This window comes from Mariniflexile gromovii, from assembly GCF_017814435.1.
In the GTDB taxonomy this organism is placed as follows: Bacteria; Bacteroidota; Bacteroidia; order Flavobacteriales; family Flavobacteriaceae; genus Mariniflexile; species Mariniflexile gromovii.
This window is the reverse complement of record NZ_JAGJCB010000004.1, coordinates 63,466-74,868: the sequence shown is the minus strand read 5'-3', so window position 1 is coordinate 74,868 and position 11,403 is coordinate 63,466. Positions and strand designations below refer to the sequence as shown.

Here is an 11,403-nt window from a genome sequence, read left to right as displayed (position 1 = left end):
CTTTAATTATTGTTTTATAAGCTTTTTGGTAATGCTCCCTTTATCTGAATTTAGCCTGACTAAATAAATGCCTTTTTTAAGAGTGCCGATGTTAATTTCAGAAGTGTTATTGCTTAATTTTTGCTTTAAGACTGATTTTCCTAAAACATTGAAAATTTCAAGGTTTAAGTTGGTAGTATGATTGCTTAAAGTGATTTTAAACACGTTTTCTTTGGTAGGGTTTGGGTATATTGAAAAATTGATAGCCTCCCTATTGTTTGTTGATAAGGAGTTCCACCTATTTTGTGCAACCGTTCCTCCCCAAATAACTGTAGCTAAGTATGGATTATCAATAAAAGGATTTCTGTTGCCTTGGCCATAAGTATTAGATGCATTGCCATGATATGTGTTTCTGTTATCTTCAATAGTGGAAACTTGGTCTTCCGCATTCCATTGCAACAATAAATTAATCATATTAGAGTCAACAGAATTAGTTGTGCCTACTGCGGTATAAGATGGCTTGCATTGTGTTCCGTATCTTAAGTACATATACATAATAATTCTGGCCACATCGCCTTTCCATTCGTCGCCAGGATACCAGTTTCCCGATACATTCCCAGCATTACCACTTCCTGAAGCGAATAGTAAATTACCTCTGTTATTGTTCATTCTCACATCCGAAGGTCTTAAATTATGAGCATCGGCATAAGGAGGAACATTTGTTCCACTATCTTCTAGTTTGGGCGAAGCTAAAGAATTTGGAAATGTGTGTTCTCTATTCCAATCAGTACCTTGGGTGCCACCGTTTAAAGTTTTGCTTCTTGAGCGGTCTGTAATGTAATTTCCATCATTATCATTATAGCCATATATTAATAGAACATTGTTGCTGTTTGCAGGGTCTTCATCCGTAATTTTATCAGCTTCCCATACATCAGAATAACTTATGTAATTGGTGTGTTTGGATGCGGTTGTAACGGCTAAATCATCAAAAAGATTTGTGCCAGTTTTATTAAAATCTATGCCACTGTAATAACTCTGTAAGTTGGCAGGAGGCGTAAGTTGTGCAAAAGCAATTGAAGTAAAAAATAGAAAGTAGAGTTGCTTCATGGAAACTAATTTTTGCGTTCTAAAAGTGCCATGTAAAATCCGTCGAATCCAGATTTATGGGCTAAAACTTTGTTGTCTTTTACAAATGTAAAGTTTTTTCCAGCTTCCGATGTTAAGAATTTATCAACTTGCTGTTGGTTTTCAGATGGTAATACCGAACAGGTTGCATACACCAATTGTCCGCCTACTTTTACCATTCTGGAATATTGTTGTAAAATTTCCTGTTGGGTCACTTTAATCTTGTCTATAAACTCGGGTTGCAATTTCCATTTGGCATCTGGGTTTCTGCGTAATACGCCTAAACCAGAACACGGCGCATCAATTAAAACGCGGTCGGCTTTATCATATAATTTTTTAATGACTTTTGTAGATTCTATAGCACGTGGCTCAATGTTATGGGCGCCGTTTCGTTTAGCGCGACGTTTTAATTCATGGAGTTTGTTGGCGTAAATATCCATGGCTATAATTTGCCCTTTATTTTCCATTAAGGAAGCTATGTGCAATGTTTTTCCGCCTGCACCAGCACAAGTATCTACCACGCGCATACCTGGTTTTACGTTTAAAAACTCGGCAACTAATTGTGAGGATGCATCTTGAACTTCAAAAAAACCGTTTTGAAAGGCTTCGGTGGTAAACACGTTGGAGCGTTCCTTTAGTTTTAAGGCATTGGGGTAATCGGGTAAATAATCAGTTTCTATATCTAAATCGAATAATTCGGCTTGTAATTTTTCTTTCGTTGTTTTAAGGGTGTTGACTCTTAAAATAACATCGGCTTGTTCGTTTAAGGCTGCCATTTCTTTGGTCCAGATGTCTTTGCCTAATTCTTTTTCGCCCAATTCGTCCAACCAATCTGGAATGGATTCTTTGAATTTTCTGATTTTTGAAAGCTCATCAAAACGTCCTTTTATTTTACGGGTTGGGGTGTTTTCAAAATAGGTCCAATCGGGTAGTTTAATGCCTTTTAGGGTAGCCCAAACAGCAAACATGCGCCATAAATTATCTCTATCGAACGGTTCTTTAACTTCGGCTATTTCGGCATATAAACGTTTCCAGCGTACTATGTCGTAGGTGGTTTCGGCAACAAAAGCACGGTCGCGTGCGCCCCAACGTTTATCTCGTTTTAATAATTGTTGAATGACTTTATCGGCATAATTTCCTTCGTTAAATATTAAGGTTAAACCATCAATAACCGAAAAGCATAAATTTCTGTGTAATCGCATGTTCTATAAATAAGTTTGCAAAGTTACGTTAATTGCTACGAATTCACGAATGTTTTTGTTTTATTGAAATTTGAATGATTTTAGATGATAGAGATGTTCTTTATGAAGGCTTTATTTTGGCTGATGTGTTGCATTAGGGGTTGCAGCGGAAAGCCCACAGCGACGTAGGAGCGAGGACTTGCAGAGAAAAACCCGACCCGCTTTTTGGCGGGTAATGCCATAAAAATTTAAAAGCTTGTGAATTGTTTTTAAAATTAAGTAGGTTTGTAGTAAATTGAATGTGATTGACAGAAAACGAGTTTATAACCGAGTTGCGAAACCATAGCCAAAAGGCTTATGGGAAATTGATTGATGATTATCAGCAAAAGGTGTTTGCTACTTGTATGTCGTTTGTGCCGAATAGGGAGGATGCCGAAGATATTGCCCAGGAGGTTTTTGTGGAGGTGTTTAATTCGATTGGAAAATTTAAAGGAAATTCGAAGCTTTCTACATGGATTTACAGAATTACAACCAACAAATGTTTGGAGTTTATTAGAAAAAAAAGCACGAAAAAGCGTTTTGGTTTTTTACAAAGTATTACGGGAAATAATGTGCCTTTTGATAAAACGGCCTACTTTACTGAAATGAACCACCCAGGTATTTTATTGGAAAACAAAGAGAAAAGTGAAACTTTGTTTAAGGCCATTAATGCATTGCCTGAAGCGCAAAAGGTGGTTTTTACGCTTTGCAAAGTAGATGGTAAAAGCTATGAAGAGGTGAGCGAGATTACCGAAAAAAGTGTTTCATCGGTAGAGTCGCTAATGTTTAGGGCAAAGAAGAATTTACAGGATTTATTGGGCGATTTTTTTAAAAGTGAAGTTTAACGCAAGTTTTTAATAAGTATTGCATCTAAAAAAGTATAACACAAAGAAAATGGAAACAAATAACAACATTCAAAAGAAAATAGATGACACTTTTGCGTCTATGGATGCTATTGAAAACGTGAATGTATCTCCTTTTTTTAAGGATAAAACCATGCAACGTTTGTTTGCGGAAAAGGAAGAGGTTGCAGTGGCTTGGGGTTGGTTTACGCCTAAATTGCAATTGGCAACATTGGTTTGTTTTATTGTTTTAAACGTTTTGGCTTTTAGACAATACAATTCGAACCAATACATAACAAATGTTGATGCGTTTGCTGAAACTTACGGACTTACTTCAAGTTCGGACGATACAATACTGAATTTAAAATAAGACGCATGAAGAATAATTTAATCTTATATATATTACTTGTTTTTTTGGTGGCGGTAAATGGCTTCTTTCTATACAATTATTTGAGTCCTACTACTGCCAAAAGCAATAATTTGGTAAAGGGGAGCGGAAACGGAGGTCCATCGGAGTTTATAGTAAAGGCTTTGAAGTTTGATGATGAACAGATGAAGCAATTTGAAAAAATAGACAAGGAGCATCATGAGCGGATGGTTGCATCTAACGAAGAAACAAAAGTTTTTAAAGACCAATTGGGTAGGTTGATAATAAAAGACCATGTTGCTGAAGCTGAAGTGGATTCTATTTTGAACTTAATGGGAGAAAAGGAAATGGTCCATGAAAGGTTGATGTTTGATCACTTAAGGGCAATTCGTAATATATGCACCGAAGAGCAAAAGCAACGTTTTGAACAAATAGTACGCGATGCATTGCGCAGAGGGCCTAACGGCAAAAGACCAGGTAACGGTGGTCCACCGCCACGAGATGGAAGGCCTCAAGGAGGACCTCCACCAGAAAATATGCCAGAAGGTGGGCCTCCACCAAGACCGGAATAATTTATTATCAAATTAGAAGAAAATCCTGTTAAGCAAATTTGTTTGACAGGTTTTTTTTTGCTTTGTATGTTTCTTTATGGCTTTTAAATGTTTAAAACAGAAAAAAAACAAGAAGTTTCATGAATTTTTTTAGAAGTAAATAATTGAAAAATAGTGCGTTAAAATGGTAATGTAAATTTAATATTAAAATAACACAAGTTTTTAAAACAAAAGGCATCTAATTATTAAACATTAGAAAAAAACGTACCACGTGTTTAATTAATAAAGATGGACTCATGTATGAAATATCGAATAAATTAGAAAAAGAAATACAAAACTTTTTGCCCATTACTTTGGAAGAAATGGATGATGTGAAGTTGATGAAGCGCACAGATACCAAGTTTGTAATTCATGAAAAAGATTTGGTGTCGGTTTTAAAGCGTGTTGAAGATGCCTATAAAGTTGTTGAAATAAACGGGAATAGAATAAGTACGTATTCCTCATTGTATTTTGATACGCCCGAGCATAAGTTTTACAAAGACCACCATAACGGAAAAAACAATAGAACAAAAATTAGGATACGAAAATATGTAGAATCTAATATTTGTTTTCTTGAAATAAAGCAGAAAGACGGTAAAGGTAATACCACTAAAACCAGAACAGCCATGCCCAATTTTCAAACCAATCTTTTAGAAGCGTCGAGAGCATTTATTAAAAAAACTACCCAAGAAACTTTTGATTTAGAGCCCATTATTTGGAACCAATTCAACAGAGTTACCTTGGTAAATAAAACCGATAAAGAACGATTGACCATAGATTTGAACCTATCCTTTAAAAAAAACGATTTGTTTAAAACCTATAATAATTTGGTAATTATTGAATTGAAGCAAGAACGCTTTAACAGAAACTCGCCCATAGTTCAAGAATTAAAATCAAAACAAATCAATCCTTATAGCATCAGTAAATATTGCATTGGGATGATTAGTATTTACGATAACTTAAAATACAACCGCTTTAAAGAAAAACTAATAAAAATTAATAAAATAACTGCTTAACACAATTTGCCCTATGGAATTTTTGGATATCCCAATCTTCAATGATGATTTTTATAAAATGATGGTCAGGCTTTTTATCAACATGACATTCTTAACTATAATCATCCGGTTTATATATTACCCATTTTCAAAACGAAAAGATTTTGTTTTTACCTATTACCTAATCAGTCTTATCGTATTCTTTTTGTGTTTTGCGCTTAAAAAGTTTGAAATGGACCTAGGGATGGCGCTCGGTTTATTTGCCATTTTTGGTATCCTTAGGTATAGAACAGATGCCATTTCTCAAAAAGAAGTTACCTATTTATTCGTGGTTATTGGTATTTCTGTAATAAACGCTTTGGCTAATAAAAAAATGAGCTACGCCGAAATATTTGGATTCAACACCATCATCGTGGTAGTTCTTGTACTAATAGAAAGGTATTGGTCTTTAAAACAAGAAGAATCCAAATCTATTATTTATGAAAACATAGAAAACATTAAGCCCGAAAACTATGCCATATTAAAGAGTGATTTGGAAAACAGAACCGGTTTAATAATAAACCGAATAACTGTTGGTGAGGTCAATTTTTTAAGAGACACGGCTAACATTACTATTTTTTATTTTAATGGAAATCAAGAAATCACAAATTAGTATTTAATTATGAAAAAGATAGTAAACATTAAGCCATTCTGTTTATTCATATTGCTACTAAGTGTAGTTTTTCCAATGAATATAAATGCCCAAACGAGCAATTCGAAGAATTTAAATGCTTGGAGCACGGTTTCAATTGAATATAAACTTAACAAAAAATGGAGTTTTGAATTGGCAGAACAGCTTAGGTTAAAAGAAAACTTATCATTAGTAGATGAATATTTTACGGAACTACAAACGGAGTATTCGGTTAATAAAAATTTCAGTCTTAGTGCAGGGGCGCGATTTATTAGGCAAAACGATACCGAAGGCAATATTCAAGGATACGAAAATCATTTTAGGTTTCAATTCGATGCCAGTTACAAACACAAAATCAACGATTTTAAACTGGATTACCGCTTGAGGTACCAAAATAAAAACGATTTATCCGTTTCTGTTGCAGATGGCGATTATGCCAATCAGCACCTTCGTTTTAAAACAGATGTAGAATACAACATTAAAAACTGGAAACTCGACCCGCAATTTTCAGCCGAAATTTTTAATCATTTCGAAAAAGGAGAAGATGGCGGTTTCGATAAATACCGATTAACCTTTGGAACCGATTACGATATGAAAAAATACGGTAAAATAAGTTTGTACTATCGCTTCGAGAAAGAGCTAAATGTCGATTTGCCAGAAACTACAAACATCATCGGATTATCCTATAAATACACCATTAAAAACAAATAACTATGAAAAAAACAATTTTAAAATTAGCACTACTATTAAGTATTGTGTTTATAAATGCCTATGTAATTATAGGTTGCTCAACTAAAGAATTAGTGAATGAGGAAGATGATACTACTAGCGAAGTCGTTATAGAAGATACAGATTTTGTGCCTACCGATTGGACCACCGAAACTCATAGCAATGATGCAGAACCAAATTTTGATGAAGTCTTTGAAGATATGGCAGTAAAACGGTTTGATTTTGTTATTTCAAAAGAAAATTGGGCAGCTATGTTATCAAACATGACGTCGTTATATGGAACTTTTGGTAGAGGAGGAAGCAATAATTTTTCAGATGAAAACCCCATTTTTGTACCTGCAGATGTTTATTATAACGGAAAACAATGGTATAAAGTTGGTGTACGTTTTAAAGGGAATTCCAGTTTGTCCAGTACCTGGAAAAGTGGCATTATGAAACTGGCATTTAAAATGGATTTTGATGAATATGAAGACGATTATCCGCAAATTAAAAACCAACGTTTTTATGGGTTTAAAAAATTAAGCCTTAAAAATAATTTTGATGATGAATCTATGTTGCGTGAAAAAGTAGCTGCCGATGTATTTAAAAATGCAGGGTTGGCCGTTTCGCACACAGCTTTTTATACACTTTATGTAGATTATGGTGATGGTCCAACATATTTTGGGTTATACACCTTAGTTGAGGAAGTTGATGATACCGTCATTGAAACCCAGTTTACAAATGGTGATGGTAATTTGTATCAGCCAGATGGTACGGCGGCTTCGTTTGCATCAGGTACTTATAATGAAAGTCAATATGAAAAACAAAACAATGAAGATGAGGCCGATTTTTCAGATGTTAGTAGATTGTTGTCGGTTATTAATGCTTCAACAAGAACATCGGATGCTGCTACTTGGCGCTCTAACTTAGATGCTATTTTTGATACCGACAAGTATTTAAAATATTTAGCGGTAAACACAATCATTCAAAATTGGGATACTTATGGTAGAATGACGCATAACTATTTTCTATATAACGATCCAGCTACAAATAAGTTAACATGGATACCTTGGGATAATAATGAAGCATTACAAACAGGTAAACAGGGAGGTGCTTTGGCGTTAAACTTTTCGGGTTTAAGTGCATCTAGCTGGCCCTTAATTGGATATATATATAATGATGCGGTTTATAAAGCTAAATACGATGCTTATTTACAAGAGGTTATAGATGGACCATTTAATACCAGTACAATTCAAGCGCTATATACCACTTATGCAGCATTAATTGAACCCTATGCTACTACCGAAAAATCCGGATATACATTTTTAGAATCCAGCTCAGATTTTCAATTGGCTATAAGTACTTTAAAAACACATGCAAGTTCAAGAGCTTCTGCTGTAAGTACTTACTTGAAATAATTTGATCATATTTGTTGATGACTATTAGTGTAAACTAATGGTGTAATGAAGGCCCTAGTTTCTAGGGTCTTTTTTTGGCATTTATTTAACAAAATACGCTACAAGTTTTTAAAACAGATAGCATCTAAACCTTCATAACATTAATTTAAAATTATGAAACGTAGCACATTAAAAACAGGAATTATTTTAGGAATAATAACATGCTTATTCACTATCACAACTAATGCACAATCTTCTGATAAAAATCAGCAAAAACCACAGCGCCCTACTATTGAAGAACTTTTAAAGGAAATGGATGCCAATAAAGATGGTAAATTATCCTTGAAGGAAGTAAAAGGACCTTTGAAAGATGATTTTAAAAAAATTGATGCTAATGAAGATGGATTTTTAACAAAAGAAGAATTGGAAAAAGCACCGAAACCATCAAAAAAACCAAAAAAGGAATAATTTTTAATACAGAAGCACAAGTTTTTGTTTCAAAGAGCATCTAAAGAATCATAATACAAAAAGTTAAAAAATGAAAAGTCTATTAAAGTTATCCATTATTGCAAGTTTATTGCTTTTGGTTTTTATTGCTTGTTCCAGTGAAAGTTCTGCTACCGAAGAAGATGAAGAAGTAGTAACAGAGCTTCACGCAGCATATGCAGCATTTAATACAGATGCGGTAACCATTTATTTAAGCGGTTCAAACGTAGTTATAGAAACTACCGGTTTGCCAAATCATAAAACGGTTTATTGGGGTGTTGGTAACAGCCTGTATATGGAAGAGCCAGATGTGGAGACGACACCAAGTATTATGTCGAGTAACAATAATGCGGTAACCATGACGGTTGATGCAACTCCAAATTTATCAGGAAGCACTGTTTCTACCCAGTTAAACACTATTGGTATCGCGGTAAGTGGGGCATCTATTTTTAACGATCAAGAAGGGAATGGCGCATTAAATCAAGCAGCAGCCAGTTTAGATTGGACGGGGGCTCACATTGGTCCTGGTGTTTATCATTATCATTTAGAGCCAAAAGCGTTTACCGACGATGACTCAAATTTGGTGGGCATATTAAAGGATGGTGTATTTCTTTATGGACGTAAATGTACTTCAACAGGAACATATCCAACTGATTTAGATGCATCTGGAGGGCACACGTCTACCACACAATATACTAATGGAGAAGCAGAGTACCATTACCACATTATTAACGAAATATATTCTACAACGGGATCTTATATTGCTTTTGCGGGTCCGTATAGAGGTTACTAATGAAAAATTTGATAATACCATTTTCTTTCTTATTACTAGTGGTTTGTTTGTCTGGTTGTAAACAAGCTTCTAAAGATGCCTTTGCAGATAATCAAGAGGTTGAAGAACAAAACCAATCTGTAATTATAGATACCACTGTTGTTGCTAAAAGCCAGTTGGTTTTAAATCAAATAGAAGGAACATGGTATTATAAAAGTAAACCTTTTAATGGGTACTCATTAAAATTTTATAACAACGGTGTTTTACAAGAAAAGTTAGGTTTTTTAAACGGAAAACGCCAAGGTATAGCCAAACGATGGTCGGAACTTGGAGTGCTTAGGGTACAGTGTTATTACAACCAAAACAATCTGGTTGGGATTTATAAAAGTTTTTGGGAAAATGGTGAATTATCAGAAGAATCCACTTATGAAAATGGAGTAAAACAAGGTGTTGAAAAGCAATGGTATGATAACGGACAATTATCAAAACTAAGGCATTTGGTTGATGGAAACGAAGTTGGGATGCAACAAGCTTGGTTAAAAAACGGAACGTTATATGTTAATTATGAAGCTAAAAATGGTCGTGTTTTTGGTTTGCTCCGGTCTAATTTATGTTATCAGTTAGAAAATGAAAAAGTTATTAAAGATTAGAAGAAATTATTGGGTTTTTGCTTTATTAATAATAGGCGTTGTTGGATGCAAAAAAGAAGTAAAAAAGGAATCCATTAACGTAGAAGAAACCAGCAGGGTAGAGTATTTGCCATATTATAATGATGAATCTTTCACGCCCCATTGGTTAAGGCCAAATAGCAAAGAAGAAAAAGGATTTCATAAAATTCCAGATTTTGAATTAGTCAATCAATTAGGAGATACAATTACTCAAAAAAACTTTGAAGATAAAATTTATGTAGCCGATTTCTTTTTTGCCAGTTGTCCTGGTATTTGTCCGCAAATGACGAGCAATATGTTTAAACTTCAAGAAGAATTTATTAATGATGACGAGGTTTTGTTTTTATCGCACTCCGTTACGCCAACATTAGATTCGGTTCCGGTGCTGAAACAATATGCTAAAATGAATGGGGTTATAGACAATAAATGGCATTTGGTTACTGGAGATAAAACACAAATTTATAATCTGGGAAGAAACCAATACTTTGTTGAAAATGATTTAGGAACTCCAAAAGATATTAATGATTTTTTACATTCAGAAAACTTCTTGCTAATAGATAAAAACAAACATATAAGAGGGATTTATAATGGTTTAAATAGGGCTTCGTTGGCGCAATTGGTTACAGATTTAAAAGCACTAAAGAAAGAAATCTGATTGGTAGCATTTTGTTAAATTGATTTCTGTTTTTAAAGGCTTTGTGTTTAATTGCAAAGCCTTTATGTTTTTAAAACTTTTTTGAACGTAAATTATTTAAACCTTTTTAATGTAAATTAGTCTAAATGTTAAACCAAAAAAAATGAAAAACGCCAAACACTTACTAATGCTTCCTATAATTGCTATTGTAATTTTTGTAGCTTGTTCTAGTAATGACGATTCCAAAGACAATGATGAGGCAGAACCAACCAATTACAATATAAGTTCCATCCTTTCTAAATTTAGCGGAACAGGCTTGTCTTATGCAGTAAATGGAAATACAGTAACTTTTACAACACAGGATTTGCCAAACCACACGAGTCCGTATTACGCAACAAACAATCCATTATACGAAGCTTATAACGGTACCAACCCCAATTGGAGAAAAAACCCCAATGAAATTGCTTCGCAAAATGTGGTTTTTACAATAACATTAAATCCAAAAGAAGCTACCAATCATCAAGCAACTCCGTTAGGGCCTATTGGGATTTCCAGAAATGGCGTCGTGTTTTTTAATCAATATGCAGGACCAGACCAACCTTTAACGAATGAAATCAATTCGTTCGACCAATGGTTGGGGCATCCCACAGGTTTTGATATGTACCATTATCACCTACAGCCAACATATCTTACTGGCCAATTTGGTGAAGATGCTTTTTTAGGGCTTTTGGCCGATGGGTTTCCTGTTTACGGACCTAAAGAAAATGGTGTCATCCTCACTTCGGCAGATTTAGATGCTTACCACGGACATGTTGGTGTTACGGCAGATTTTCCCAACGGTATTTACCATTACCACGTAACTGCTGACGACCCCTATATTAACGGAAATGGCTTTTTTGGAACACCAGGCAATATATCACGATAGTTGAAGTTTGGTGGGTTACATATTG

14 protein-coding genes are annotated in these 11,403 nt (G+C 34.4%); 12 read left to right on the top strand and 2 right to left on the bottom strand.

From position 1 onward, the window contains the following. Window positions 1-6: 6 nt before the first annotated feature. Complete coding sequence (locus J8H85_RS05785; RefSeq protein ID WP_209653540.1) at window positions 7-1,086, bottom strand: endonuclease; 1,080 nt, start codon at window positions 1,084-1,086, stop codon at window positions 7-9. A gap of 5 nt (window positions 1,087-1,091) precedes the next feature. Beyond that, window positions 1,092-2,306, bottom strand: coding sequence for an RsmB/NOP family class I SAM-dependent RNA methyltransferase (locus tag J8H85_RS05780; RefSeq protein WP_209653538.1), 1,215 nt, complete (start codon window positions 2,304-2,306; stop codon window positions 1,092-1,094). 284 nt (window positions 2,307-2,590) lie between these two features. On the opposite strand from J8H85_RS05780, the gene J8H85_RS05775 reads away from it, so the two are divergent. The 12 genes from J8H85_RS05775 (at window position 2,591) to J8H85_RS05720 (ending at window position 11,378) form a co-directional block, all read left to right on the top strand. After that, a complete protein-coding gene (locus J8H85_RS05775) occupies window positions 2,591-3,169 on the top strand; it encodes an RNA polymerase sigma factor (RefSeq protein ID WP_209653536.1) in 579 nt (192 codons plus the stop codon). A 49-nt stretch (window positions 3,170-3,218) separates the two neighbouring features. Then, complete coding sequence (locus tag J8H85_RS05770; protein WP_209653534.1) at window positions 3,219-3,536, top strand: hypothetical protein; 318 nt, start codon at window positions 3,219-3,221, stop codon at window positions 3,534-3,536. Between the two features lie 5 nt (window positions 3,537-3,541). Continuing rightward, window positions 3,542-4,105: a Spy/CpxP family protein refolding chaperone gene (locus J8H85_RS05765; RefSeq protein WP_209653533.1), complete on the top strand. Its 564-nt coding sequence runs from the start codon at window positions 3,542-3,544 to the stop codon at window positions 4,103-4,105. Window positions 4,106-4,380: 275 nt separating this feature from the next. Further along, window positions 4,381-5,139, top strand: a complete 759-nt coding sequence (locus tag J8H85_RS05760; RefSeq protein ID WP_209653531.1) for a polyphosphate polymerase domain-containing protein — start codon at window positions 4,381-4,383, stop codon at window positions 5,137-5,139. A 13-nt stretch (window positions 5,140-5,152) separates the two neighbouring features. Beyond that, window positions 5,153-5,770, top strand: a complete 618-nt coding sequence (locus tag J8H85_RS05755; RefSeq protein WP_209653529.1) for a DUF4956 domain-containing protein — start codon at window positions 5,153-5,155, stop codon at window positions 5,768-5,770. A 9-nt stretch (window positions 5,771-5,779) separates the two neighbouring features. After that, window positions 5,780-6,499 carry a DUF2490 domain-containing protein gene (locus J8H85_RS05750; RefSeq protein ID WP_209653527.1) on the top strand — a complete coding sequence of 240 codons (720 nt, stop codon included), beginning with the start codon at window positions 5,780-5,782 and terminating at the stop codon, window positions 6,497-6,499. Between the two features lie 2 nt (window positions 6,500-6,501). After that, the gene (locus J8H85_RS05745; RefSeq protein WP_209653525.1) at window positions 6,502-7,914 is read left to right on the top strand and encodes a CotH kinase family protein; all 1,413 of its coding nucleotides are present in this window, start codon (window positions 6,502-6,504) and stop codon (window positions 7,912-7,914) included. A 153-nt stretch (window positions 7,915-8,067) separates the two neighbouring features. Beyond that, window positions 8,068-8,361, top strand: coding sequence for an EF-hand domain-containing protein (locus tag J8H85_RS05740; RefSeq protein ID WP_209653523.1), 294 nt, complete (start codon window positions 8,068-8,070; stop codon window positions 8,359-8,361). 70 nt (window positions 8,362-8,431) lie between these two features. Continuing rightward, on the top strand, window positions 8,432-9,172 hold the full coding sequence (locus J8H85_RS05735; protein ID WP_209653521.1) for a YHYH protein: 741 nt from the start codon (window positions 8,432-8,434) through the stop codon (window positions 9,170-9,172). Continuing rightward, complete coding sequence (locus tag J8H85_RS05730; protein WP_209653520.1) at window positions 9,172-9,801, top strand: toxin-antitoxin system YwqK family antitoxin; 630 nt, start codon at window positions 9,172-9,174, stop codon at window positions 9,799-9,801. The genes J8H85_RS05735 and J8H85_RS05730 overlap by 1 nt, the downstream gene beginning before the upstream one ends. Continuing rightward, complete coding sequence (locus J8H85_RS05725) at window positions 9,779-10,474, top strand: SCO family protein (RefSeq protein ID WP_209653518.1); 696 nt, start codon at window positions 9,779-9,781, stop codon at window positions 10,472-10,474. The genes J8H85_RS05730 and J8H85_RS05725 overlap by 23 nt, the downstream gene beginning before the upstream one ends. Before the next feature lie 142 nt (window positions 10,475-10,616). Then, window positions 10,617-11,378, top strand: coding sequence for a YHYH protein (locus J8H85_RS05720; RefSeq protein ID WP_209653516.1), 762 nt, complete (start codon window positions 10,617-10,619; stop codon window positions 11,376-11,378). The last annotated feature ends 25 nt before the right edge of the window (window positions 11,379-11,403 follow it).

What these genes read in the sequence shown, in the direction of transcription:
- J8H85_RS05785 (WP_209653540.1), bottom strand. Translation starts at nt 1,086, where the DNA reads ATGAAGCAACTCTACTTTCTATTTTTTACTTCAATTGCTTTTGCACAA.
- J8H85_RS05780 (WP_209653538.1), bottom strand. Translation starts at nt 2,306, where the DNA reads ATGCGATTACACAGAAATTTATGCTTTTCGGTTATTGATGGTTTAACC.
- J8H85_RS05770 (WP_209653534.1), top strand. Translation starts at nt 3,219, where the DNA reads ATGGAAACAAATAACAACATTCAAAAGAAAATAGATGACACTTTTGCG.
- J8H85_RS05765 (WP_209653533.1), top strand. Translation starts at nt 3,542, where the DNA reads ATGAAGAATAATTTAATCTTATATATATTACTTGTTTTTTTGGTGGCG.
- J8H85_RS05760 (WP_209653531.1), top strand. Translation starts at nt 4,381, where the DNA reads ATGTATGAAATATCGAATAAATTAGAAAAAGAAATACAAAACTTTTTG.
- J8H85_RS05755 (WP_209653529.1), top strand. Translation starts at nt 5,153, where the DNA reads ATGGAATTTTTGGATATCCCAATCTTCAATGATGATTTTTATAAAATG.
- J8H85_RS05750 (WP_209653527.1), top strand. Translation starts at nt 5,780, where the DNA reads ATGAAAAAGATAGTAAACATTAAGCCATTCTGTTTATTCATATTGCTA.
- J8H85_RS05745 (WP_209653525.1), top strand. Translation starts at nt 6,502, where the DNA reads ATGAAAAAAACAATTTTAAAATTAGCACTACTATTAAGTATTGTGTTT.
- J8H85_RS05740 (WP_209653523.1), top strand. Translation starts at nt 8,068, where the DNA reads ATGAAACGTAGCACATTAAAAACAGGAATTATTTTAGGAATAATAACA.
- J8H85_RS05735 (WP_209653521.1), top strand. Translation starts at nt 8,432, where the DNA reads ATGAAAAGTCTATTAAAGTTATCCATTATTGCAAGTTTATTGCTTTTG.
- J8H85_RS05730 (WP_209653520.1), top strand. Translation starts at nt 9,172, where the DNA reads ATGAAAAATTTGATAATACCATTTTCTTTCTTATTACTAGTGGTTTGT.
- J8H85_RS05725 (WP_209653518.1), top strand. Translation starts at nt 9,779, where the DNA reads ATGAAAAAGTTATTAAAGATTAGAAGAAATTATTGGGTTTTTGCTTTA.
- J8H85_RS05720 (WP_209653516.1), top strand. Translation starts at nt 10,617, where the DNA reads ATGAAAAACGCCAAACACTTACTAATGCTTCCTATAATTGCTATTGTA.